This is a genomic window from Sphingobacterium sp. GVS05A, from assembly GCF_019969845.1.
Taxonomy (GTDB): Bacteria; Bacteroidota; Bacteroidia; order Sphingobacteriales; family Sphingobacteriaceae; genus Sphingobacterium.
The window spans coordinates 128,105-152,139 of the sequence record NZ_JAHXYR010000003.1 but is presented as its reverse complement, the minus strand read 5'-3'; the positions used below and the strand labels follow the sequence as shown (position 1 = coordinate 152,139).

Sequence of the window (24,035 nt, the reverse complement as noted above, 5' to 3'; positions counted from 1 at the left end):
ATATGTCAACAACAGAAAACCCTGTGGAGTCTTCACTACACAGGGCGTTTACATCATCAATCGTTCAACCTAATAACTCTTATATATCGCAATATCATCCAGGCCGAGCCTTCCATTATTAATGACATTGTTACTGGTTCCCAATCCAAGCTTGGTAATCCTGAAACGAACAGCTCCTTGAATATTCATTAAAAATACAGCCTGTTTTGAATTCATACTCTGCGAAGTTGGGTGTGCGTCAGCGATGGATTCACCTGTTTGCTTCCATGTTGTACCCTGATCCGTAGAATATTCCAGTTTAAACGTACATGACCGATCCGTATAATATGAGCCATACCAAAGCGTCACTTTTGAAGCGCCATTTGGTACATCAAAATTCATCTGCACATGACCATCCACACTTAAATTCTGTTGCATGCGTATCGCATTTTTACCCGAAACAATACGGTCACGACCAGCAGTAGTACCCAATATTGCCTGATATAACTTCCATTGCCCAGTTGGGAAAGACACGTCGTTCTTTTCGCCCATATCGTAACTTCCTTTCACACTCGCGTCTACAGCATCAAAAGTCTCCGGCCATCCAGCATATAGTTTACCACTTGCATAAGCCATGTCGGAGTAGTCCTGCATTCGGATTTGCAATTTATCCCCCTCTCTGAATGCTATTCCTCTGAAAGAGGCGCTGGGAGCAATAGACTGTCCCGCAAATGTTGCATTGTCCTCGGTATGCAAGGTTATCTCATTTTTATCTCCATCCATCAAGATCTTATCGCCTTTTAGGGCTGTTCCGGTTGCAGGCTCTGGCTCGACATCAGCAGTTACATCAATGTAAGTTGATTCAAACTCATCGAATTTCGCTTTAAGATTTGCAACCGAAACCGCTAATGGAGCAACGTTTTTATTTGAGGCAAAGACATTGACCTGTTGATTTTTAACGGACGATAAAACCATTAAGCCAGATTTTTTGACCAATTTTGTACCATCGATATTGATCTGAACAGAGTCACCAAATTTGAAACTCGAGGCATCAGTAACCTCTACTAATATTCCTCTACGCTGATTGCGCCAGATATTCTGAACAGCGATTGTATTTTCGGGCAAATTCTTATTCTCAGCGCGTGAAACCACAAGCGCCTTCACGTACTTTGCGCCAAGCGCACTTGATTCGTTGAGTTGTAGATCCGTATTTTTATAGAGGCTACGTAATGTATACAATGATATTTCAGGATTTAATTCTCCGATTGACTCATTGATATCTTCTTTACAGCCTGTCAGGAGCGTTGACATCGCCAACGCAGTCCATATTACTAACTTTAACTTTTTCATGAACTAGTTGATTGTAGGTTGCCACCACATTTTTTCGTTGATCCCATCTCCGCCCATACGACTGACAGCTTCTTGGTAATTAGCCTTATTCAAGGATTGAACAATCAATGGGTAGTTTAAACGTACAGGCATTTTCCCATTATTTAATAAGCCCGGTCCTTTATATAAATCCAAGAGCTGTGTTCTACGATACTCATACCATTGTTGAAAATCTGTAAACATCATGGCATAGTATTTTTGTAGATGCACTTTTTTCAGTTTTTCAGTTTCGGGGTCAGTGTTAGAAAAAGCTACTTTTGGATTCGTTAGATAAGTTGCTGGTGCCGTTGTTCCCCAAAATTCCATAGCTGCATTTACTCCCTTCAAATTTGCGGCTGAAGCATCTACATTAGCATAACCTCTGATACCACATTCGGCTATAATAAACTGCAATTCCGCATAATTCATAATATTGCCCATTCGCGCATCTGACTTTAATGCAACTTGGAGGGTAGATTGGCGTTCAGGAACGTTTCCTCGTGCATAACCAGATTGCATGCCACCATAAACACCAAGAGTAGCTTCTGTCGCCCAAATCTTTAACCGTGGATCTCCAAGATCCATCAAATTATTAATAAAAAACTCGGAATATCCCCTCGTGCCATTAAAATCTATATCCCGTGCATTATAGTTGGGATTCATGTAAGGTTGTACGTTAGTATAGTACAGCGCTGCCGTTTCGGCATTGCTTTGCATAATCGGATATTCGACCGCATTGGTCTCCAATATTTCCTTAATCTTCGCTACGGCATTAGTTTCTGTTTTATGTGCTGCACGTAATAACAACCTCAAATACAATGAATTTCCGAACTTACGCCATTTAACTGGATCGGAATTAAAGATAGGATCCATTCCTGCATTCGCAGATTCTACAGCAATGTTCTGTTTAAGTAGTGTATTTGCGTCCTCTAGCTTCTTAAAAAGATCTTTGTAGATATCCTCTTGTTTATCAAATTTTGGAGTAAGATTGTCTTCTGAAAAACCTTTGTTGCTATCGAAATAAGGCACATCACCATACATATCAGTTATTAGTGAACTTACCCAGGCATCCAGCACCAAGGATATGCCCATATAAGTCTGATAACCGGTCTGTTGTGCGGCGTTAGCTTTTTGGTATATATCCCTAATATTCGTCAGTTGCACATACCAACCAGACCAGCTTGACTCCGATTCTGATGGCCTAATCTCATAACGCTGAATTTCTAAATTATCATTTATGGTAACTGTCACTTGCATCAATTCATTATTGATCCTTAGATTACGTGACAGATTGGTACCTAAAATGCTAACCAAAGCGGGCGCCACCAAACTTTGCGGTGCCACCGCGGAAACTTTATTTGGGTCAGTATTTTTTTCGACAAAATCTTTGGTACAACCCTGGAATATAAAACTCCCGAGCATCAGTAAACATGTTATACGGATAATTTTTTTCATAATGTCAATAATTAAAATGAAAACGATAGATTTACGCCCATTGTTCTCGTCGAAGGAAACTGAGCGATTTCAGCTCCTTTCTCAATTCCACTGCCAGTTAAAGAAGCAAACTCTGGATCAAAAGCGGGCCATTTAGTAAATACAAAAAGATCCCGTCCATATAAACCGATAGAGGCCTTTTCAATTTTGTAACGACTTAAAAAAGATTTCGGCAATGAATAATCCAGTCTAACTTCCCGCAGTTTGATAAAATCAGTAGAAAACGTATTTGATTCAAGATTGTCACGATTAAAATGTCTGGCATAATAATCTCCAGCCGTTGCTACGACCGTATTTTTGCTATAACTTCCATCTGGATTCAGCACAACACCATCACCAATAATCCCTGTATAACGTCCCGGAAGAGTCTTCTTTAATTTCCCCTCTTCCATCAGAACAGCATGCGTCAATGAATAACCTACCCCGCCAAACTGCCCATCAAATAGGAAATTAAAGCGGAAACCTTTGTACTTGAATTCATTCCCCCAACCAAATTTCGTGGTCGGATTGGGGTTACCAATATAACGGCTTTCCTGTGCCAATACAGGTACACCATCAGCATAGATGATCTTCCCGTCAGCATTTCTTTCATAGCCTAAACCCCAGATATCACCAAATCTACGTCCTGGTATAGCCTCTACAGTACCTCGGCTACCAAACAATGTAGAAAGCACAAGTCGTCCTTCAAGGGAAGCCGGTATAGAAACGACTTTCGAATCATAATTTGTCAAGTTCCCATACATATTCCAGTTTAACTTATCTTGGCTTTTCAAAATATCTCCCGATAGTGCAATTTCAATTCCTCGACTCCTGACCTCTCCACCATTCGTAAACTTCCATCTGTAACCACTAGAAGGATCAACAGGTGTTTCAATTAACTGTTTTTCCATCGATGTACTGTATACCGTTAGATCTAATTTAATCCGATCTTTAAACATCCGAAAATCTGTTCCTAATTCATAAGATAGAGTATTTTCAGCTTGTAAATTTTCGTCAGGAACTGTTGCAGGATTAGACAACCCGCCGTTAAAACCAATTACACTACCATAACCGTAAAAATTATTATAAGGTTTGGTTCCTCCCCCTCCAACTCCAGCAATAGAGGCCCGTAATTTCCAATAGTTGATTGATTTTGGCAATTCAAAGATTTGACTTAGGATAAAGCTTGTATTAACCGATGGGTAAAAGAAAGGCTTAACTTCGTTTTTTTTGGGAGAGGCTAATGTACTAGCCCAGTCTACACGCCCTGTAAAATCAATAAAATACCTGTCTTTGTAACTATAATTTGCCAAACCATAGACACTATGAATAGCATACTCCGCTCTATATGGATCATAAAGTACCCTTTCTCTCGCATTTGCAAACTTATACTGATTTGGGTAGATTAAACTATTTGCTGATGCATCATCTTTAATATATTTATTATTTAATAAGGCCCCACCCGCTGAAACACCAAAACGATGATCCTGTGAGCGTTGGTTATTATACTGCAATAGGAAATCGGAGTTTCGCTCTTCTGCATAGATAGACTGTTCGCGATAGTAACCGAAGGCGTATTTATAGGTATCAAAAGGCCTTGACTGCTTGCGTTTATCGTAGCCCATATCAATTCCGGTTCGTAACATCAGACTAAGCTCTTTGGTAAACTTATAATCCAATTGAATATTTCCAATCAGGTTATTTTTATTTTGTGCATTGACCATATCATAAGATATCGTTCTCGGATTATCCAACAAATTGGAAAATGGTGTCATTTGCTCAATACCTTCCTTGCCCGGAAGCCAATTCTGATCCAACCAAGCCGCATCTATATTCGGAACAATCCCCCTAACAAAATACATGTAACTTTGGTTATTGTAACCGCTATTGGGCAGGTTATCGGAACCTCTATTATTAAAATTAATCTTCGTGGATAAGCTCAATTTATCGGTGATCTTGTTGCTAAACTGCATCGCAATAGTGTGTCGATTATAGCCCATATTGGGGATAATCCACTTATTGGTTACATTGGTATATGAAAAACGTGCTGTTGTCTTGTCCGTGGATCCAGAAACACTAATGGAGTTCGTTGAGGTCAGTTCTGTTTGAAACAGATCCTTACGATTATTTTCGTATGGTCTCCAAAGCGTACGTTCGGTAGGTGTTTGTCTATATTTAGCAGGATCGTATTGATAAAAGTATTGGCCATCAAATTTTGGTCCCCAAGCAGATGAGGTACTCAGGGTGCTTGCGCCGTCTTCCGATTGTCCATAGGAGTAATACAAATCCTGCCCTATAGCACCTTGTCCATATTCATATTGATAATCAGGCCACCGATTAATTGTCCCGATTGCGGTATTTGAATTAACAGTAACTCCTATTCTATTTTGTATACCCTTTCCCTTTTTGGTAGTAATAATGACTGCACCACGCGAACCTCTATACCCATATAATGCCGCAGCTCCAGGTCCTTTCAAAACGGAAACTGACTCAATATCCTCAGGATTAATATCAGCCAAAGAAGAGCCAAAATCTACGGGTGAATCACCATCCAAATAGGCAGAATTTCCGTTCCCTGTCATTTTAGTGCCCCCCCCCATGATAATTCCATCCACAACAATAAGTGCATCATTATCATTGGTCATGGATGTTTCGCCACGCAGGATAACTTTATTCGAGCCCAATGGTCCTGCACCTGATTTCACTAAATTTAAACCAGCCACTTTTCCAGTCAATGCATCTGTCCAGTTGTTTGAAATCGCATTTGTCAATTCCTCCCCTTTTACCGTGCTAATCGAATAACCAAGTGCTTTCTCCTCACGTTGAATACCCAAAGCCGTAACAACTACTTCATTCAATGCCTCGGAAGTAACATTTAATGCGATTTGAGCATTTGACTGTGCTGCTGCAAAGCTCTTCGTCTGCCCCTCATAACCAATCAATTGAAAACGGACCGAAGCACCGGCTTCAACCTCTATTTCAAAATGACCTGTTCGATCAGTCGTCCCTTTGGCTACTCCGTCAGCAAGGATAGATACCGAAGCCAATGGCTCCTGTGTCTTGCTATCTACAACTTTTCCTTTTATTTTAATCTTGGTTTGATTAAACGAATGTACAGCTTGACCATGCCCCACTGGAGCTGCTGTTGCCGTGAGATCCGTATTGCCCGCAATCGCCAATGCAATGAAGAGCAATTTTGAGGAGGAGTGCCTCAGGTTAATTTGGATAGGATTAATACTAAACATAGATATGAATGTAAATTGTAATTTTTCAATTTGGCACAAAAATATATTCTTAACAAAAAGTTAGTTTTAATTTAATGTTTTCTTTGTGTTAAGAATTGTTTCGAATTAGATTTCCTTTCGCAAATACAGCAATCTATTATCAATACCGATTGATGTATCTAAAATGATCTAACTGGCTCTAAATTGCAATTATCAGGTTCAAATAAAATTGTTAGTTCTGGTTATTGTTTATTAAACGATCGAAAATAATTAATATTCTCTAAAAAACGAAATAAATCGAAATTATTTAAAAGAAAACACTCCAATAAAAAACTAATATCGAGCGTATTGCATAGTAAAAAAACAAAAGAAAAAACATGGTATTGGCACCCAAAGCAAGCTCCTAACCAGACATTTAAACCTACCAAGACTGGCTGAAGTATATGCTTGCAATACTATATTGATACTACATCAATACTGTCACAATACTATAACTATACTTCAATGTAGTAGCAAGGGTGAGATAACAGTGTTTTATACGAACAGATGTGCAAATATCCATATGCATCAATTAGGTTTAAATTCCAGGAGCTAAATTACTGATACATTTACTACGCTTAAAAAACAAGAAAGCCCAAACTTTCGTTTGGGCTTTCTTTTATAATAAAACTTTGATATTAGCGTTTCTCAAAGCTCCATTTCACATAGTTTATATTCTTATCGTCAGCAAGATACTTTTTCTCATAGTAGGTCTTGATTGATAAAACATTATCCACCAAGTCCGAGTGATACAGATCTGTTGTCTCTTTATATTTCTTCAGGCCTTGTAACTCTATTTGCTCAAGAGTATAGGCATAGAAGCCATCATTATCTGTCTTTAGATTCATCATCCCTTCAGGCTTCATGACAATCTTGTAACGGTCTAAAAACTTAGGGCCTGTCAAGCGTTTCTTTTCGCGACTGTCCTGCGGCTGTGGATCTGGAAAGGTAATCCAAATTTCATCAATTTCATTTTCAGCAAAGTGCTCAAGAAGCGTTTCAATCTGTATCCGTAAAAATGCGACATTTTTGATACCATCTTCCAACGCAGTTTTTGCACCACGCCAGATACGGTTGCCTTTAAAATCAATCCCGATAAAGTTCTTTTCCGGAAACAATCGCGCCAAATTAACTGTATATTCTCCTTTACCGCAGGCAAGTTCCAAAACAACCGGGTTTGCATTTCCAAATTGCTTCTCAGCCCATTTTCCTTTATATTCTTTGCCGGCATCGAGCTGGATGACATTCTCAAAAGTCGCTACTTCGGCAAATTTACGTAGTTTATCCTTTCCCATTTTTTAATTAATATCCCGCAAAAATAACCTTATATTTGCAGGAATCAATAACTTATCGTGGAAAAAGACGCTAAAATTTATGTAGCAGGCCATCGAGGAATGGTCGGATCGGCAATATACCGCAAATTAACAGAACTGGGTTACAACAACATCGTGACCCGTACGTCTCAGGAATTAGATCTGCGCAATCAACAGGCAGTTGCTGACTTTTTCAACGAAGAGAAACCTGATTATGTTTTCCTTGCAGCAGCTAAGGTTGGTGGGATTATGGCGAACAACACCTATCGCGCAGATTTCATCTACGAAAATATGGCGATACAGAATAATGTTATTAAATCCTCTTACGACAATGAGGTTACAAAGTTGATGTTTTTAGGTTCAAGCTGCATCTATCCTAAAATGGCGCCACAACCTTTAAACGAAGACTTACTGTTGACAGGTACCTTGGAACCTACCAATGAGCCTTATGCCATCGCCAAAATAGCGGGTATTAAAATGGCAGAAGCCTTTCGTGATCAATATGGCTGTAACTATATATCAGTTATGCCAACCAATCTGTATGGTATCAACGATAATTATCATCCACAAAACTCACATGTTTTACCAGCCCTGATCCGTAGATTTCACGAGGCAAAGGTTAATAAACTGGACGAAGTGGTTATTTGGGGTACTGGTACTCCTTTAAGGGAGTTTCTTTTTTCGGATGATCTAGCTGACGCCTGTGTGTTTTTGATGAATAGCTATAACGAGAAACAGTTCGTCAATATCGGAATCGGTGAAGATTTAAGCATAAAGGATCTTGCTGAACTCATTAAAGACGTCATTGGATATACCGGCAAAATCTCTTTTGATACAAGTAAACCAGACGGAACGCCACGCAAATTAATGGACGTTTCCAAATTACACGCCTTAGGCTGGAAGCATAAAACCAATCTTCGCGAGGGAATTAAATTAGCTTACGAGGATTTTTTGAGTAAAGAAGAGGCAACTTCCTAGTAGGTTTCACTATAGGAAGGAATACCATATTCATTGACTTCATCTTTTATGGTATCATCCCCTTCAATTTGTGAGGCTTTCTTTTTCTTCTTTTTGGGACGGATGAAATTGCTGAGTTTACCTATCAATCCACTGATTTTATCCTGATTGATCTGGCCGACAGCACGCTCTGATAAAAGCAACATTAACGCTTTTTTCAGCATTCCTGAATTTTTCAAAAACAGCCTATTCATCACAAAAGGAACACCTATGCGCAAGGTTTTTGTCAGCCAATCCGAATCAGGATTGCTACTTTTCGCAAATAATTGCTGAATGATATTGACTCCGGGAATATTATTTTTTAATGAATTGAAAAAACGAATCGGAGCTTCGATCTTGTTATTAAATAAAGTAAACTGTGTTTTCAGGTAAGCCTCTTGTTCATTTTTGAGTTCCTTTAAACGAGCGATTTCAGTTTTAAGCTCCTGTAAATTGCGTATTTTCGTTTGCTTGTTATTCATTTGTATTCCCTTCTCTATCAAATTTTTCCTCTTTTTTCAAATCTTCTTCTTCTTCTTCGATCTCGTCATTCCATTTGGCCAAAAAACGACGGATAGAAAGATCCATAAACTTCGATTCCAGAGCAGGTTCAAAAATCCGGATTATAACGATAATCACCATAAAAATACCTGCTGTTGCCAAGAATCCCAACGAATTACTTCCCAACAGTTCACCTAGCCAAAACCCCAAAGCCAGACATAAGAAAAAGACAACAAACAAAGTGAATATCAATTTGGTCGCATCCACCACCAAACTGGCAATCAGGCGCGATGACCGCTCGATTGTCTTTAACTTAACGAGCTTAAACTGGGAATCTATGTACTCCTTTGTTTTCTGAAAAGTACCACTAAGTGAAAATTTTTCTTCTTCCATGCATCTTAAATTTATTTAGGCTATCTCAAAAGTTTTATACGAATTTCTATAGATTATTTATATTAAGCCTTTTGAAATAGCCTATAATTCTATGTATCTCCTCAAATTGCCCTTAAGGACAATTTGTCTTTTATGCATGCTCGATGATATCGTCATCAACATTTTCCTCTGCTTGATTCAATTTACCTTTTAGGGTGGAGACAATTTTTTCTTTAAATTCATTCAGTTGATCGAATTGTTCTTCAGCTCTCTCACGAATAGCATCACTCAAATCGCTTAATGAATCATTGATCTTATCTCTCGTATCTGATCCTTTGTCCGGAGCAAATAAAACTCCCAAAGCTGCACCTGCAGCAAGACCTGCCAATAACGCCAAAGCTACTTTACTTGTGTCATTCATTTCTTTTTCGTTTTAAAGTTCTAATTCTATTATACGATGAATCTAGTCTTCGATAATAATACAATTTATAAAGCAAATCGTTTGCCAAATACCGCAATTATCCATTATTTACTAGAATCTATATAATTACAATATAGTCATTTTTCAACAATTCTCTATCGATTCACAATAATTCACTAAAGCATTATTATTTATGATTTAATATTTAGTATCTTTAAATCAACCGATTATAAAATTTATGTTGAACAAAACCTATTGTAGCGCCGTCTATGGTATTGAAGCATGTACCATAACAGTTGAGGTAGTTATTTCTACTGGACTACATTATTATATAGTCGGGCTTCCTGACAATGCTGTCAAAGAAAGCCTCAGACGTATTGAAAGCGCCATTACTTCCTGTCAGCTTCACATGCCACGACAGAAAATTGTGGTCAACTTGGCACCGGCTGACATCAGAAAAGAAGGTTCCAGTTATGATTTATCGATCGCCATTGGTATACTCGCTTCCTCGGGGCAGCTTACAAATGAGTTATTGGAACAGTATCTGATCTTGGGAGAACTATCCCTGGATGGTAGTATAAAACCTATCAGAGGTGTATTACCCATTGCCTTACAGGCATTAAATGACGGATTTAAGGGAATAATACTTCCGCAACAAAATGCACAGGAGGCCGCCATCGTTGCTGGCATCGATGTGATTGCCGTCGAAAATCTAACAGAGGTGGTACAGTTTCTTAATAACTCAAAAAGTATCCTTCCAACCACAGTCGATATCCAATCTCTCTTTCACACCGAAACAAATAAGTATGATGTTGATTTTGCAGATGTTCGGGGACAGGAAAATATCAAAAGAGCATTAGAAATAGCCGCTGCTGGAGGGCATAATGTTATTCTAATAGGTCCCCCTGGCGCGGGGAAGACCATGTTAGCGAAAAGATTACCAACGGTATTACCGCCCCTCAATATGATCGAATCGCTTGAAACAACCAAAATTCACTCTGTTTCGGGAAACCTTAAAGCTAAAGACGCCTTACTAACGATACGGCCATTTCGCGCTCCTCACCATACCATCTCTGATGTAGCCATGGTGGGTGGAGGCTCCAATCCGCAACCTGGCGAGATTTCACTATCACATCATGGCGTACTATTTCTGGATGAACTTCCTGAATTTAAACGTAGTGTCCTTGAAGTCATGCGACAACCACTCGAATCCCGAAGTATCACCATATCGCGAGCAAAACTAACCATAGACTATCCTGCCAGCTTTATGTTGATCGCCGCAATGAACCCATGTCCTTGTGGATACTTCAATCACCCCGAAAAAGAATGCATCTGCGGTAGTAATACCGTTCAACGGTATTTAAGTAAAATATCGGGTCCATTATTAGACCGGATTGACCTCCATGTAGAAGTCACACCTGTACTCTTCGATGAGCTAAGTGCCTCGGAACCTTCTGAAAATAGTCTGACGGTCCGCAATCGTGTCATCCAAACGAGGCTGATCCAAAAACAACGATTCGAATCCATCCCAGATGTTCATTGTAATGCACACATGAGTACCAAGTTAACCAGAGATATCTGTCAGATCGGCGAACCGCAAAAGAAACTACTAAAGACAGCTATTGATCGTCTAAATCTTTCCGCTAGGGCTTATGATCGAATATTAAAAGTCGCCCGCACTATCGCAGATATGGAAAATAGTCCCACGATCGAAAACCACCATCTCGCTGAAGCGATCCAGTACAGAAATTTAGACCGGGAGACTTGGGGTGGAAAGTTCTAGAATTGCGCTAAGCAATGTTTTATGACCCATGGGAAGCAAATGATCGTCAAGATCAACCCGGATAATGCGCCATAAAAATGCGCATCATGATTAACCCCGTCCTGCGCTTTTCGGGAGGCCCAGATACAATATCCCAAAAATAGAAAGGCAAATAAATAAGCCGGCATCGGGATAATCATCATTACACCGATAGTTATCTTCGGGTTGAAAAGGATATAACTAAATAAAACGGCACAGATAGCGCCCGAAGCCCCCAGACTGTAATAACCGTAATTATTTTTCTGTTGGATAATCGTTGGAATATCACTCAGCACCAAACTACCTAAGTAAATGACAGCAAAGAGAAGATGACCATAAGGACTTGCCTGTGCTAGCATCTGCTCCAATCCAAATGCAAAATAATAAAAAGTGATCATATTAAACAGCAGGTGCCCCCAGTCTTTATGGATAAAACCACTGGTAAATATTGTATACAAGCGCTGTTTACGCGCGATACTATACGGATGGAGCATTAACTTACCATAAAGCTGCTCATGAGAAAAGGTATAGATACTCGTTACAAGCGTAAAAAAGAAAATAACACTTGCTACAGGAGTCTGTTGTAAATAAAAAGTAAGCATTGTTAGAAACGGTCTTCTAAAAGTAAAACATATAACTCTTTAGGCCCATGAGCGCCCAAAACCAGCCTTTTCTCAATATCCGCAGTACGTGAAGGGCCTGTAATTGTTGATATCATTGTTGGAATCTCCTGGCCATAACGTTTCTGCATATAAGCTAAGGCATCTTTCACATCCCACACCAATTGAGAAGCTTTGGCAACAACGATGTGAATCGGAGGGTAGATACTTAGGCGACGTCCGGAAGCATTTGCATTACTCACCATAATACTGCCATTACGCGCAATCAACGCTTCACATGAGGTAATACTCGCATTCGCAGACTCAAAGTCTTTCTCCGTTTTGAAAAAAGGGAAACCATAGGGACTCAGCAGATTTTGGATCCCCTGCTCCCAGGCATAGATATTTTTTATATTGTTTACCTCGGTTAATGTAATCAGATTTTCGATGAGGCCAATCTCACCATCGCAATAAAGGAACTTGCCGCCAGCGGCTGTCAATTCACGAACAAAAACAAGATCAACCAATTCATCCTCTTCTTTGTAAAGGGGTGTTTCTTTGAAATTAGGGTGTGGATTATCGTTTTTTTGAAGTAATGCCTGACGTATGCGTTTTAACATTACCTCCTTCGCTGTCGCGTTCTTTACGTTCATGGCTCAATAGCAATATAAATACAGCGCTAGAGTTTTTCTAGCGCTGTAAAATCTAAATTAGTTTAAACTATTCGATGATGGATTATCCAATCGCTGTTCATCTTTTGAAGTTGCCTCCTCAGGGTGAACATCCAATGGCAAATCGGTCTGTGGTACACCGCCACCATCCGCACCGTTGACAAACTCATCATAAGTTGTTTTGGTATCGAAAGGACGCTTACCTAATATCTCTTCAAGGTCAGATTGGAAAAGGATCTCTTTTTCCAATAGCTTCTCTGCAATTTTAATCAGCCCCTCACGTTTGTCCAACAAAAGTTGTTTTGTACGTGCATAGACATCTGTAATCAGATTACGAACTTCGGCATCAATCAGTTCTGCCGTTTTGTCAGAGTATGGCTTTTGGAAAGAAGCCTCTGAGCTGTCACGGAAAGACACATTTCCTACCTTATCGTTCATACCATAGATGGCAATCATTGCATAAGAAAGCTGCGTGATACGTTCTAGGTCATTTTGAGCACCTGTGGAAATCCGCCCAAAAGTAATATCTTCTGCTACACGTCCACCCATAGTCATACACAAGCTGTCTACCAGTTGCTCTGTTGTATATAAGAACTGTTCACGAGGAAGATATTGTGCATATCCCAAAGCCGCTACTCCACGCGGAACAATAGAAACTTTTACCAAAGGATCTGCATGTTCCAAATACCAGCCCGCAATAGCATGCCCTGCTTCGTGGTAAGCAACGATACGTTTCTCTTCAGGAGAAATGATTTTATTCTTTTTCTCAAGACCACCGATCACACGATCCACAGCATCCTGAAAATCTTGCATATCTATCTCAGGTTTGTTTTTACGTGCAGCAATTAGCGCCGCTTCATTACAAACATTAGCGATCTCTGCACCAGCAAAACCTGGAGTCTGTGCTGATAATTTTTTGGCATCTACCTCCGCTGATAACTTCAATGGTTTTAAGTGCACTTTAAAAATATGCTCACGACCGATTAAATCTGGTTTATCAATAGAAATCTGACGGTCGAAACGTCCTGGACGCAATAATGCTGTATCTAATACATCAATACGGTTTGTCGCTGCTAAAATAATAACACCCGAATCCGTACCGAAACCATCCATTTCCACCAATAACTGGTTCAATGTATTTTCACGTTCGTCGTTACCACCCATCATAGAATTTTTACCACGGGCACGACCGATCGCATCAATCTCATCAATAAAAATAATACATGGAGCTTTCTCTTTGGCTTGTTTGAATAAATCACGGACACGTGAAGCACCCACACCGACAAACATCTCTACGAAGTCTGAACCAGATAGGGAGAAGAAAGGCACCTGTGCTTCACCAGCAACAGCTTTTGCCAATAAAGTCTTACCTGTTCCCGGAGGGCCTACCAACAATGCTCCTTTTGGAATTTTACCCCCTAGATTCGTATATTTACGTGGATTTTTCAAGAAATCCACAATTTCCATTACTTCTTGTTTTGCTTCTTCTAAACCTGCAACATCATTAAAGGTGATATTGATTTGTGATTCTTTATCGAATAACTGCGCTTTGGATTTGCCGATATTAAATATCGCACCACCGCCACCACCAGCACCACCGCCCATACGACGCATCAAGAAGATCCAGATCGCTGCTAATACTAACAACGGCAACATAAATGTCACAAACCAGCTCGCCCAAGGATTAGAACGATCGGCATATTTTAATTGCACTTTAGGTGTTCCTGGAGCCAGTTCAGCCTGCGATGCAGTTAATTTTTTCTCCAGAACCTCTGCTGAGGCATCCTTAAAGATATACTGCGGACCTGTTTCCTCTTGACCAGCAAGACTAGGGATTGGATCATTGCTCTTGGTTACGTCCTTAAAATTGGGATTATCTTTCCAGCCCTTTTTTAGATAAACTTCTACCTCGACAAGATCATTTTTCTTATATGCTTCCAAACGCTCTACAGCGCCGGTTTTTAACATGCGTGTTTCAAAATCACTATAGCTAATTTCCTTAGCCGGGTTTTCTCCAAAAACATATTGCAAGGCAAAAAAACCTAAAAACATGGCAATCATAAGCCACACAAAATTAAATTTTGGGGGTTTTGGGCTTACCTTACTACTTGGGATTTTTTTCATTATATCGTAATTATATTTTCTGTATAAATTATTGAATTGAGGCTGTTATTAAGCGCTTTGGAAATGCTGAACTTGTGCATCTCCCCACAAATCCTCGATTGCATAATGCGCTCTTTTTTCGGTCTTAAAGATATGTACAACCACATCCACAAAATCCAAAATCAACCACTCTCCATTTGATTGTCCTTCTTTATATTGGGGTTCTTGACCAAAAGCCTTATAGACTTCCTCCTCTACACTCTTGGCAATAGCGTTAACCTGAATGTTGGAGTCGGCATGGCAAATCACAAAATAATCAGAAACAGAACTGTGAAGATCTCTTAAATCCAAACGAACAATCTCGTTTGCTTTCTTTTCCTGCATACCATGAACGATAATTTCTGATAGACGTTGCGACAATTCTGAACTTTTATTTTTACTCATTAAAAAATATGATAGTTTTGACTTAATATTTATTTAATACTTTCAGTTTGCAAAATAACAATATTTCGGGACTTATCATCGGTCAAAATACAATATATCTTGACAAAGTTGCCTCTACAAACGATTATTTAAGAGAATTATTGTCAAATTTCAAGCCACTCGCAGAGGGCACTGCCATTTTAGCAGGAGAACAGTATCAGGGAAAAGGGCAACGAGGAAGCACCTGGGTCAGCGAACCTGGGAAAAACCTGACTACATCAATTCTTTTAAAACCGCATTTCTTATCAATAGCGCAACAATTTGCCCTCTCAGCCACAGTTGCAATCGCTGTAGTCAACTGGCTTAAACGCAAGACTGAGCAGGCTGTGACCGTAAAATGGCCCAATGACATTTATGTTGGCAACAAAAAAATAGTAGGCATCCTTATTGAAAATAAATTAAAGGGAAATAAAATTGAAGCGTCTATTGTTGGAATCGGCATTAATATTAATCAAGTCAATTTTGACACAGCGACAACAATTACTTCGCTAGCTGTTCTTACAAAAAAAGCCGATTATGTCATAAAGGACCTGGCCGTCGAACTTTTTGAAAGCATACAGCAGGAATACAACAACCTCTTCACCCAATCCTGGCAGCCTATATTGGACCGCTATAATGAGTCACTATTTTGGAGAGACCAGGAACGCCCTTTTTTAGTTGCAGGCGAAAAAAAAACTGGGGTCATTAAGGCAGTGGGAATTGATGGTCAACTACAAGTGCTTATTGACAACAAATTGCAGAAGTTTAACATCAAAGAGATACGCCACCTTATATCCTAATCTTTACACTAAATACAGATAAACCATTTTAGAATATGCTAAATTTGTAAAGTGGATAAATTAAACCTTTATCAACTTTAGTTATCAAAGGTGTATAACGAACTGCAATAATTATTTAGGAAAATGAAAAAATTAGTATTGTTAATAACTGCAGTAATTTTCGCAGTTACTGGAGCCTTCGCTCAAATTCACAAACCTGTAAAATGGACTGTAGCCAGTAAGAAACTGAATAAAAACGAAGCTGTTGTCTATGTCAAAGGAACAATCCAAAACGGTTGGCACATTTATTCTCAAAATGTAAAAGATGGTGGGCCTATTCCGACTTCTTTCAATTTTGCAAAAGCCGCTGACTACGCATTAGTCGGTAAAACTGCGGAGCCAAAACCAAAAGTAAAACACGAAGAGGTGTTCAAAATGGACGTTGGTTACTTTACAAATGAAGTGATCTTTCAACAAAAAGTAAAGTTGAATAAAGGTACAGCAACAGTAAAAGGTACCGTTGAATGGCAAGCTTGTGATGCATCACAATGTCTGCCTCCTGACGAATATGCTTTTGCTGTGACAATCAAATAGTAAAAATGATCATACACGGATAAAATAATAAGGCGATTCTCATCGCCTTTTTTTATTTTTGAAGCTGACATCAGAAACAGATACTCATGTTAAAAAACACATTTATTCTACTTTTAATTGCTTTTTTCAGCCTCTCTCTTACAACGACGACTTTTGCCTTCGAACAAGATAGTTTAACGAGTACAGAAGGGCTTCAATTTGAATCTTCACCTGACACAACTCCCATTGTGGAGGCTGTGCCGGACGACTTGGCTTTTTCAGACGCTCCGGATACAACCCTGAGTCAAGATAGCAGCAAATTGGATAAGGCAGCAACAAATATTCCCGCCGGCAATTCCGAAACTGGGAAAAAATCCCTTTGGAGTATTTTTATCGCTGGATTAATTGGCGGTTTTGCCGCACTCTTGATGCCATGTATATTCCCAATGTTACCACTTACAGTCAGCTACTTTACCAAACAATCTGGTACGCGCGCAAGTGGCATTAGCAAAGCGCTATTGTATGGCCTTTTTATTATTGTGATATACGTGGCGCTCGGAATGATTATTACAATTGCTTTTGGTTCGGATGCGCTTAACGCCTTATCGACCAATGGGATATTCAATTTCCTGTTTTTTCTATTGCTCGTTGTTTTTGCGGCATCATTCTTTGGCGCTTTCGAAATCACATTACCAAGTTCTTTTGTTAATAAAATGGATGCCAAATCAGATAAAGGGGGCCTTATTGGACTTTTCTTTATGGCATTCAGCCTTTCGCTTGTATCCTTTTCCTGTACAGGTCCGATCATCGGCACCTTACTTGTTGAGGCCGCATCAAAAGGCGAGCGCTTAGGCCCAGCCATTGGTATGTTGGGTTTTTCTATTGCATTAGCGATTCCTTTTGGTCTATTCGCTATGTTTCCTTCGATGTTAAAGTCATTGCCCAAATCGGGAGGATGGCTCAATTCGGTAAAAGTAGTTCTTGGATTTTTAGAGCTTGCCTTGGCCTTAAAGTTTTTGTCCAATGTAGACCTAGCTTATCACTGGAATTGGTTAGATCGTGAGGTATTCCTATCCTTGTGGATTGCTATATTCGGTCTCATGGGCTTATATCTTATTGGAAAGATCAAGTTTTCACATGACAGCGAACTAAAATTCCTTTCTGTACCGAGAACCTTACTGGCAATCATTGTGTTCTCTTTTGTTGTCTATATGGTCCCTGGTCTATGGGGCGCACCATTGAAATCCATCTCCGCTTTCTTACCCCCTTCTGCGACACAGGACTTTGACCTTTCGGCTGGAGTAGCAAGCGCACCTGCTCACAGTGATGGTAAAGTAAAAAAATATGCTGAAATCTTCCATGAGCGTGGCACCCCAAAAGGGTTTGATCCATACTACGATTATGATCAAGCTTTGGAAACTGCAAAAGAGCTGAACAAACCTGTATTAATAGATTTTACAGGATGGAACTGTGTCAATTGCCGAGAGATGGAGGCAAATGTATGGACGGATCCCGCTGTTGCCAAACTATTAAAAGAAGAATTTGTTATGGCCGAACTATTTGTTGATGATAAAACAGAATTACCGGCAAACGAACAATTTGTTTCCAAATATAGTGGCAAGAAAATTAAAACAATCGGTAATAAAAACAGTGATTTTCAGGCATCGACGTTCAATAGCAATTCACAACCTTTATATGTGATCGTGGATGCCTCAGGTAAAGTATTAGTACCTCAATCTGGTGCAAATAGAAATATTGAACAATACAAGGCTTTTTTACAAAGCGGAATTGACGCTTTTAAAGCTAAAAAATAAGCCTGCTGATATAACAACTGGGAATAGCTCATTTAACATGTAAAAGGCTATTGTAAAGTTTACATGAAGTTTGCTACTCGCTTAGATTAATTGCACAGCAGAAGGCAATTATTTAAGCACTTTTAAGCGATTCAGAACTTTTTATAACAGAAATATAATTGTATATAAACACAAAAATAGCTAAGTTTGAGTACGTATGAGTAACATTAAAAAAATTGCTGTTTTGACATCTGGAGGAGATGCTCCAGGAATGAATGCCGGTATTCGCGCGGTAGTGAGAGCGGGTATCTTTAACAATCTTGAGGTATTTGGTGTACGCAGGGGCTATGATGGTTTGGTAAATGGAGAAATTTTCCCCATGGATGCCAAATCTGTAGCCAATATCATACAACGTGGCGGCACAATCCTAAAAACTGCGCGCAGTGAGGCTTTCAAGACCATAGAAGGCCGTAAACAAGCTTATGATAACTTACGTAGCCATGAAATTGACGCTATGGTCGTCATCGGTGGTGACGGAACATTTACAGGTGCATCAAAATTCATTGACGAGTTTGACTTTCCAATTATCGGTCTACCGGGAACAATCGACAATGATCTGGCCGGAACTGATTTCACCATTGGCTATGATACAGCAATAAACACCGTTATTCAGGCAGTAGATAAGATCCGTGACACTGCTGAGTCTCATGATCGTGTTTTTATTATTGAGGTTATGGGACGTGACTCTGGCTTGATCGCCATCCGTTCTGGTATAAGTACCGGAGCCGAAGCGGTATTGGTTCCTGAATTTGAGGTAGATTACGATGCAATCATGAAAAGATTGGATAAGAGCCGTAAGAACAAATCTTCGCGTATTATTATCGTTGCTGAAGGGGACAAAGAGGGTGGAATGATTGTTTCGGAAAAAATAAAAGAAAATTTCCCGCATTACGATGTAAGACTTTCTATTTTGGGTCACATCCAACGTGGTGGTAGCCCAACATGTATGGACCGTGTACTGGCGAGCAGACTTGGTGTTGCCGCAGTAGAAGCGCTTGTTGCAGGCCGTAGAGGTGAAATGGCTGGACTAATCTGTAGTGAAATCAGATTCACTCCTTTCAAAAGCGCTATTAAACATAACGTCAAACTTAATGAGGATCTGCTTCGTATCATTGAGATACTTTCGCTATAAAAAGACAGGTTTCCAAATTGGCGTATAAGAAAACGAAGCTGCAAAAAAATAAAAGTACTTCCCCTAGGAACTGAGTATTGGAAAATAAACTATAGGGGATAAAAATAAAACCAAAGAAAAAACGGTGTGTCCAACCAGCTTGGACACACCGTTTTTTTATGAATTCTTAGTACTATATCCCTGCCTTAATATTCTTTTTTATCTTCTTTTGAGACCGCTATTTCAGCAAGTTATTTAGATACTCTTCATTGACAACTGGTAGTTGAATGGTCTGTCCAGCCTTAGCCATTGAATCGGCAAAATGATTGGTATTTAAAATAGCCTGCTCATAGGCTTTGACAACCTGATCGGAAATATGCAAGGACTTTGGGTCTTTGATATTAACCTTATACTGGTTGTCCGTTAACGTTACATGATGATAGAAACGATAGGCGGCAGCCTTCAACAAGCCTAGTTCCTGTTGCGATAATTCATCTATCCGTGCATTAGGTGGTAATGTCACATCGATAAACGTTATTCCTTTAGCCAGTGTGTCAATAGAATGATCCAAAGGAATTGCATTAAGCGATTCTAGGTTAACCACAGGGACGCCAGTTTCTTTCTCCGAATTACAGGCAACAGCACATATAGCCAAAGCCATCACCACAATCAGTTTCTTTCTCATTTTATTATTTTCTGAGTGTACTACACTCTGTTGATTACTTATGAAAACCCGAGTAGTTGTCCTCGCGGGCCAAAATTATGTCGTGCTCGATTTCATCCCTACAAATTACCCTAATTCGATTGTGTGGGGATATAAATCGACAAAAAATCATCCTTCTTGTTTCTTGCATGATCGGGTCCTTCCAAAGCGTCAATACAATCCTCAACCGCTTAAAGGGGGAAACCAAATCAATTTCTTAAACAAAGGCAAAGAAAAGATGTGTAGAACAGCCCCTAACAAAAAGACACTTATTTAAAATCTCTCATACATAAAAGATATTAAATAAGTGTCTTTGTATAGCACAGTCTTAGACTGTAAGATCAGCCTATTTCAACAATTCTGCTAATTTAGCTTCCAAAGCTTCTCCTCTTAGATTTGAAGCGACAATTTTGCCTGAAGGATCAATTAAGAAGTTTTGCGGAATTCCACGCACCTCATATAATTTAACAGGAGCAGATTTCCAACCTTGTAAATCGGAGACATGCGGCCATTGCTGCAAATTATCATCATGGATCGCTTTCATCCATGCATCTTTCTTACCGGGATTGTCCAAGGAAACACCAAAAACTGTAAATCCTTTGTCTTTAAATTTATTGAATGCTGCAACAACATTCGGGTTTTCATGACGACAAGGTCCACACCAGCTTGCCCAGAAATCCAACAAAACATATTTTCCTCTCAACGAAGATAAAGAAACATTGTTACCGGTCGTATCAGGCAATGTAAAATCCGGCGCTACAGAACCGACGGCGACAGCTTTCAATTTTTGAATACGTTCTGCCAGTTCTTTTCCTTTTTCAGAATTTTTTAATTCCGGAGACAGTTTATCAAATGAAACCACATATTCATTCACATTTTCGCCACTTACATTTTCTGCAAGCAGATCCAATGTGTACCAGCTTTTTGGATTCTTATTGATAAATTCAGCGTCAGCTTTTTCCATCTTTTCGGAAATCTCACCGGCTTGCTTTTGCAATCCCTCAATAAATTTCGGATCTTGTTTTTGAGCTTCAGATGCCGCAAAATATTGTTGGTTTAATGCCTCATATGCATCTGTATGAGGTTTTACAAAAGTTTTGTATTGGGTAAAATCATCATTGATTGCTGTACCTGTTACCGAAGCATCTTTAAATCCTTTGGATGCATCAACCTTGATCACACCTTTGGATAAATACAATTGTGCTGTTTCAGGCTGTTTTTGAGCGCCTCTTAAGTCTCCGAAAGAAAGTCCTTCAGGAGAATAAATCATTACACCTTTAGTTGGTGAAGCTACCTGACCATTGAATTTAAACTCACCTTTAACGACAGCTGCTGAATCCAACTGACGTGTGCCATTATTAGGATACTGCAAAAATACTTTGGCTTTGTCAGAAGCTGCATTCACTTTTCCTGTTACCGTATAGCTTTCTTGTGCCATCAATAAGGCTGGTAAAAAGCTTAAACCCATTAATATTCCCTTTTTCATAATTATATACTTCCCATAAATGTAAAACATTTCCTTTGCACTGACATGCTATTTAACATTATTTAGCAAAGTTGTTACCAACGTCCCGAAGCACCACCGCCGCCAAAATCGCCGCCGCCGAATCCACCAAATCCACCTCCAGATCCACCACCAAATCCGCCGTCACCACCTCGGCCGCCACCACCAAGACCGTTAAGCAAGGTCCACCAGAAAATATCGGACGAGCCACGACCATTCATCACACGACCACCGCCCTTTCCTCCTCCACCTCGATTTGAAAACATCACAACAAGAAATATCACTACAATGATGACAAATATAATTGATCCCGATCCACCACCACTAGGCTGTTTAGGATCAGCTTTATATTCTCCTTTTGCATACGAAATCAGGGAATTCGTCGCTTTGTCAACTCCACCATAATAATCACCCTGACGAAATGCTGGCTTGATATCATTTTCAATAATACGATAGGCGATTGCATCTGGAACAGCTCCTTCAATCCCGTAACCAGTTTGAATGGTAACAGCCCGGTCGCCCAATGCCGCTAATAATAAGATACCATTATTGTACTTTTTATTACCGACACCCCACTTCTTTGCCAGACGGACCGCATAATCTGAGATATCATACCCCCCGGTAGAGTTCATCACAACAACGGCAATCTGTGTGGAAGTAGAATCTTCAAATGCCAACAGCTTTTGCTCCAATTGCTGTTTTTGACTGGCTGTCAATGTATTTGTATAATCGTTGACAAGTTTATTGGGTGTCTCTGGAAAATCCTGCCCTATTGCAGTCATAAAAGTCAGTGCCCACAGCACCATTACCATGACTGGAATCCGAACCCGAGAAAATAATTTCGACATAAGTTTTATTTTTTATTGACTAGCGATCACCGAAAACAATATCATTTGGAAGTTCATTGATATCATCATGTTCCCTGGGAAAGAATTTCGCTAATTGTTTGCCCGCATGCTCAATTCCCTTCACGAGACCTTCAACAATCTTATCCATACGGAATTCTTCGACCATAAGATCTTTGGTACAATTCCAAAAGTCGCTTTCCACCCTTTGATTGATACCTTTATCACCAATGATAGAAAATTTATGATCCTCCAATGCGATGTAAATAAGCACGCCATTTTTTAGCATGGTTTTATGCATGCCCAATTTGGAAAAATAGTACGTTGCACGATCGTGAACTTCCTCGGGGCAATGATTTTCTATCACAACACGGATTTCTCCCGACGTCTCGTTTTCAGCCACATTGATGGCATGAACGACTCTTTCTTGTTCCTCAGCATTTAAAGCCATAATATATCTTCATTTATGTTCGCGTTAGCGTTCGTCTGCCTGACTAGGCCCGCCGGCAAACACTTACCACCTATAAAACATTCTGTATAAAAAATGGATGAAGGGCCCATACGCAAGCCGCATCATCCATTATATCGTGTAATTCTAATAAAGGTATTATTAGAATGATACGGTCGGCGCTTTGTCTGAGCCTGGAGCAGCAGTAAATGTTCCCTTGGCTTTAAATCCAAACATACCAGCCATTAAATTATTTGGGAAACTACGTACAGTCGTATTAAATTGCTGTACAGCCTCGTTATATGATCTGCGTTCGGTCGAGATACGGTTTTCCGTTCCTTCCAATTGAGCCTGTAATTCCAAGAAGTTTTGATTTGCCTTCAAATCTGGGTATGCCTCTACCGAAGCCAATAGGCGGCTCAAAGAACCACTGAATTGATCTTGAACTTTTTGGAACTTCGCAATATTCTCTTCTGTTAAGTCATCTGCATTAATTGTCACAGATGTTGCCTTAGCTCTCGCTTCAACTACTGCCGTCAATGTGCTCTCCTCGTGTTTTGCTGCACCTTTGACAGTATTTACCAAGTTTGGCACCAAATCAGCGCGGCGCTGGTACGCATTTTCAACCTGTGCCCATTTCCCTTTGACGTTCTCATCTTGAGAAACCATCGTATTGTAACCACATGAGTTTAATGATACTAACGCAAATAAACCGCATAGGGCTACTAAAAATCTTTTCATTTTCATTGTTCAAAGAATTAAATACTATTCAAATTATACGGTTACACTATCAAAGCATATACCAAGCTCTTACTAAGATAAGAATATTTTTATTTCCAAATCGGCAAACAGTCAATATTCCGTAACTTTGTCGCGGTTTTGGGATAAAAACCCAGC

The 24,035-nt window shown here is 39.6% G+C and carries 22 protein-coding genes; 6 read left to right on the top strand and 16 right to left on the bottom strand.

Translation table 11 applies throughout. From position 1 onward, the window contains the following. Positions 1-69: 69 nt before the first annotated feature. The 4 genes from LC454_RS08390 to trmB form a co-directional block, all read right to left on the bottom strand. Positions 70-1,329 (bottom strand): DUF5689 domain-containing protein, encoded by a 1,260-nt coding sequence (locus LC454_RS08390; protein ID WP_223581419.1) that lies wholly within the window; start codon positions 1,327-1,329, stop codon positions 70-72. Between the two features lie 3 nt (positions 1,330-1,332). Beyond that, on the bottom strand, positions 1,333-2,802 hold the full coding sequence (locus LC454_RS08385) for a SusD/RagB family nutrient-binding outer membrane lipoprotein (protein ID WP_223581417.1): 1,470 nt from the start codon (positions 2,800-2,802) through the stop codon (positions 1,333-1,335). Positions 2,803-2,813: 11 nt separating this feature from the next. After that, positions 2,814-6,065, bottom strand: coding sequence for a SusC/RagA family TonB-linked outer membrane protein (locus LC454_RS08380; RefSeq protein ID WP_223581415.1), 3,252 nt, complete (start codon positions 6,063-6,065; stop codon positions 2,814-2,816). A 656-nt stretch (positions 6,066-6,721) separates the two neighbouring features. Further along, positions 6,722-7,378: a tRNA (guanosine(46)-N7)-methyltransferase TrmB gene (trmB, locus tag LC454_RS08375; protein WP_223581406.1), complete on the bottom strand. Its 657-nt coding sequence runs from the start codon at positions 7,376-7,378 to the stop codon at positions 6,722-6,724. A 57-nt stretch (positions 7,379-7,435) separates the two neighbouring features. Between trmB and LC454_RS08370 the strand changes: the two genes are divergently transcribed. Then, positions 7,436-8,374: a GDP-L-fucose synthase family protein gene (locus LC454_RS08370; RefSeq protein ID WP_223581404.1), complete on the top strand. Its 939-nt coding sequence runs from the start codon at positions 7,436-7,438 to the stop codon at positions 8,372-8,374. Here LC454_RS08370 and LC454_RS08365 read toward each other — a convergent pair. The 3 genes from LC454_RS08365 to LC454_RS08355 all read right to left on the bottom strand — a co-directional run bounded on the left by LC454_RS08365 (position 8,371) and on the right by LC454_RS08355 (position 9,686). Then, positions 8,371-8,874 (bottom strand): hypothetical protein, encoded by a 504-nt coding sequence (locus LC454_RS08365; RefSeq protein WP_223581402.1) that lies wholly within the window; start codon positions 8,872-8,874, stop codon positions 8,371-8,373. The two genes, LC454_RS08370 and LC454_RS08365, sit on opposite strands and share 4 nt — an antisense overlap. Next, positions 8,867-9,286: a hypothetical protein gene (locus tag LC454_RS08360; protein ID WP_223581401.1), complete on the bottom strand. Its 420-nt coding sequence runs from the start codon at positions 9,284-9,286 to the stop codon at positions 8,867-8,869. Before LC454_RS08360 ends, LC454_RS08365 begins: the two co-directional genes overlap by 8 nt. Before the next feature lie 130 nt (positions 9,287-9,416). Then, entirely contained in the window at positions 9,417-9,686 is a 270-nt protein-coding gene (locus LC454_RS08355; protein ID WP_223581399.1) for a YtxH domain-containing protein, read from the bottom strand. Positions 9,687-9,924: 238 nt separating this feature from the next. Here LC454_RS08355 and LC454_RS08350 point away from each other — a divergent pair, with 238 nt between their 5' ends. After that, the gene (locus tag LC454_RS08350) at positions 9,925-11,469 is read left to right on the top strand and encodes a YifB family Mg chelatase-like AAA ATPase (protein WP_223581397.1); all 1,545 of its coding nucleotides are present in this window, start codon (positions 9,925-9,927) and stop codon (positions 11,467-11,469) included. Here the strand turns inward: LC454_RS08350 and LC454_RS08345 are convergent. The 4 genes from LC454_RS08345 to rsfS are packed head-to-tail and all read right to left on the bottom strand — an operon-like array spanning position 11,466 to position 15,304. Continuing rightward, the gene (locus tag LC454_RS08345; RefSeq protein ID WP_223581395.1) at positions 11,466-12,089 is read right to left on the bottom strand and encodes a rhomboid family intramembrane serine protease; all 624 of its coding nucleotides are present in this window, start codon (positions 12,087-12,089) and stop codon (positions 11,466-11,468) included. The genes LC454_RS08350 and LC454_RS08345 overlap by 4 nt on opposite strands. 2 nt (positions 12,090-12,091) lie before the next feature. Then, the gene (locus LC454_RS08340; RefSeq protein ID WP_104383578.1) at positions 12,092-12,739 is read right to left on the bottom strand and encodes a lactate utilization protein C; all 648 of its coding nucleotides are present in this window, start codon (positions 12,737-12,739) and stop codon (positions 12,092-12,094) included. Positions 12,740-12,796: 57 nt separating this feature from the next. Further along, positions 12,797-14,881, bottom strand: coding sequence for an ATP-dependent zinc metalloprotease FtsH (gene ftsH / locus LC454_RS08335; RefSeq protein WP_223581388.1), 2,085 nt, complete (start codon positions 14,879-14,881; stop codon positions 12,797-12,799). A 48-nt stretch (positions 14,882-14,929) separates the two neighbouring features. Further along, positions 14,930-15,304: a ribosome silencing factor gene (gene rsfS / locus LC454_RS08330; protein WP_104383576.1), complete on the bottom strand. Its 375-nt coding sequence runs from the start codon at positions 15,302-15,304 to the stop codon at positions 14,930-14,932. A 47-nt stretch (positions 15,305-15,351) separates the two neighbouring features. Between rsfS and LC454_RS08325 the strand changes: the two genes are divergently transcribed. The 4 genes from LC454_RS08325 to pfkA all read left to right on the top strand — a co-directional run bounded on the left by LC454_RS08325 (position 15,352) and on the right by pfkA (position 19,659). After that, positions 15,352-16,122 (top strand): biotin--[acetyl-CoA-carboxylase] ligase, encoded by a 771-nt coding sequence (locus LC454_RS08325; protein WP_223581387.1) that lies wholly within the window; start codon positions 15,352-15,354, stop codon positions 16,120-16,122. A 123-nt stretch (positions 16,123-16,245) separates the two neighbouring features. Then, positions 16,246-16,695, top strand: coding sequence for a protein-disulfide reductase DsbD domain-containing protein (locus LC454_RS08320; RefSeq protein ID WP_223581386.1), 450 nt, complete (start codon positions 16,246-16,248; stop codon positions 16,693-16,695). Positions 16,696-16,781: 86 nt separating this feature from the next. Beyond that, on the top strand, positions 16,782-18,488 hold the full coding sequence (locus tag LC454_RS08315; protein WP_223581385.1) for a protein-disulfide reductase DsbD family protein: 1,707 nt from the start codon (positions 16,782-16,784) through the stop codon (positions 18,486-18,488). 196 nt (positions 18,489-18,684) lie between these two features. After that, positions 18,685-19,659, top strand: coding sequence for a 6-phosphofructokinase (gene pfkA, locus LC454_RS08310; protein ID WP_120260428.1), 975 nt, complete (start codon positions 18,685-18,687; stop codon positions 19,657-19,659). 217 nt (positions 19,660-19,876) lie between these two features. On the opposite strand, the gene LC454_RS08305 is transcribed toward pfkA, so the two are convergent. The 5 genes from LC454_RS08305 to LC454_RS08285 all read right to left on the bottom strand — a co-directional run bounded on the left by LC454_RS08305 (position 19,877) and on the right by LC454_RS08285 (position 23,879). After that, complete coding sequence (locus LC454_RS08305) at positions 19,877-20,323, bottom strand: hypothetical protein (RefSeq protein WP_223581384.1); 447 nt, start codon at positions 20,321-20,323, stop codon at positions 19,877-19,879. Between the two features lie 364 nt (positions 20,324-20,687). Then, complete coding sequence (locus tag LC454_RS08300; RefSeq protein WP_223581383.1) at positions 20,688-21,827, bottom strand: TlpA disulfide reductase family protein; 1,140 nt, start codon at positions 21,825-21,827, stop codon at positions 20,688-20,690. Between the two features lie 74 nt (positions 21,828-21,901). Beyond that, on the bottom strand, positions 21,902-22,693 hold the full coding sequence (locus tag LC454_RS08295; RefSeq protein WP_410528655.1) for a TPM domain-containing protein: 792 nt from the start codon (positions 22,691-22,693) through the stop codon (positions 21,902-21,904). Between the two features lie 19 nt (positions 22,694-22,712). Continuing rightward, entirely contained in the window at positions 22,713-23,141 is a 429-nt protein-coding gene (locus LC454_RS08290) for a TPM domain-containing protein (RefSeq protein WP_223581381.1), read from the bottom strand. Positions 23,142-23,300: 159 nt separating this feature from the next. Next, positions 23,301-23,879, bottom strand: coding sequence for a LemA family protein (locus tag LC454_RS08285; protein ID WP_120260560.1), 579 nt, complete (start codon positions 23,877-23,879; stop codon positions 23,301-23,303). Positions 23,880-24,035 lie beyond the last annotated feature (156 nt).

Bases quoted from the DNA above. Each gene is read 5' to 3' on its own strand.
- LC454_RS08345 (WP_223581395.1), bottom strand. From the start codon at position 12,089: ATGCTTACTTTTTATTTACAACAGACTCCTGTAGCAAGTGTTATTTTC.
- LC454_RS08320 (WP_223581386.1), top strand. From the start codon at position 16,246: ATGAAAAAATTAGTATTGTTAATAACTGCAGTAATTTTCGCAGTTACT.
- LC454_RS08365 (WP_223581402.1), bottom strand. From the start codon at position 8,874: ATGAATAACAAGCAAACGAAAATACGCAATTTACAGGAGCTTAAAACT.
- LC454_RS08305 (WP_223581384.1), bottom strand. From the start codon at position 20,323: ATGAGAAAGAAACTGATTGTGGTGATGGCTTTGGCTATATGTGCTGTT.
- LC454_RS08295 (WP_410528655.1), bottom strand. From the start codon at position 22,693: ATGTCGAAATTATTTTCTCGGGTTCGGATTCCAGTCATGGTAATGGTG.
- LC454_RS08360 (WP_223581401.1), bottom strand. From the start codon at position 9,286: ATGGAAGAAGAAAAATTTTCACTTAGTGGTACTTTTCAGAAAACAAAG.
- LC454_RS08390 (WP_223581419.1), bottom strand. From the start codon at position 1,329: ATGAAAAAGTTAAAGTTAGTAATATGGACTGCGTTGGCGATGTCAACG.
- ftsH (WP_223581388.1), bottom strand. From the start codon at position 14,881: ATGAAAAAAATCCCAAGTAGTAAGGTAAGCCCAAAACCCCCAAAATTT.
- LC454_RS08350 (WP_223581397.1), top strand. From the start codon at position 9,925: ATGTTGAACAAAACCTATTGTAGCGCCGTCTATGGTATTGAAGCATGT.
- LC454_RS08300 (WP_223581383.1), bottom strand. From the start codon at position 21,827: ATGAAAAAGGGAATATTAATGGGTTTAAGCTTTTTACCAGCCTTATTG.
- LC454_RS08290 (WP_223581381.1), bottom strand. From the start codon at position 23,141: ATGGCTTTAAATGCTGAGGAACAAGAAAGAGTCGTTCATGCCATCAAT.
- trmB (WP_223581406.1), bottom strand. From the start codon at position 7,378: ATGGGAAAGGATAAACTACGTAAATTTGCCGAAGTAGCGACTTTTGAG.
- LC454_RS08385 (WP_223581417.1), bottom strand. From the start codon at position 2,802: ATGAAAAAAATTATCCGTATAACATGTTTACTGATGCTCGGGAGTTTT.
- rsfS (WP_104383576.1), bottom strand. From the start codon at position 15,304: ATGAGTAAAAATAAAAGTTCAGAATTGTCGCAACGTCTATCAGAAATT.
- LC454_RS08380 (WP_223581415.1), bottom strand. From the start codon at position 6,065: ATGTTTAGTATTAATCCTATCCAAATTAACCTGAGGCACTCCTCCTCA.
- pfkA (WP_120260428.1), top strand. From the start codon at position 18,685: ATGAGTAACATTAAAAAAATTGCTGTTTTGACATCTGGAGGAGATGCT.
- LC454_RS08285 (WP_120260560.1), bottom strand. From the start codon at position 23,879: ATGAAAAGATTTTTAGTAGCCCTATGCGGTTTATTTGCGTTAGTATCA.
- LC454_RS08355 (WP_223581399.1), bottom strand. From the start codon at position 9,686: ATGAATGACACAAGTAAAGTAGCTTTGGCGTTATTGGCAGGTCTTGCT.
- LC454_RS08340 (WP_104383578.1), bottom strand. From the start codon at position 12,739: ATGAACGTAAAGAACGCGACAGCGAAGGAGGTAATGTTAAAACGCATA.
- LC454_RS08315 (WP_223581385.1), top strand. From the start codon at position 16,782: ATGTTAAAAAACACATTTATTCTACTTTTAATTGCTTTTTTCAGCCTC.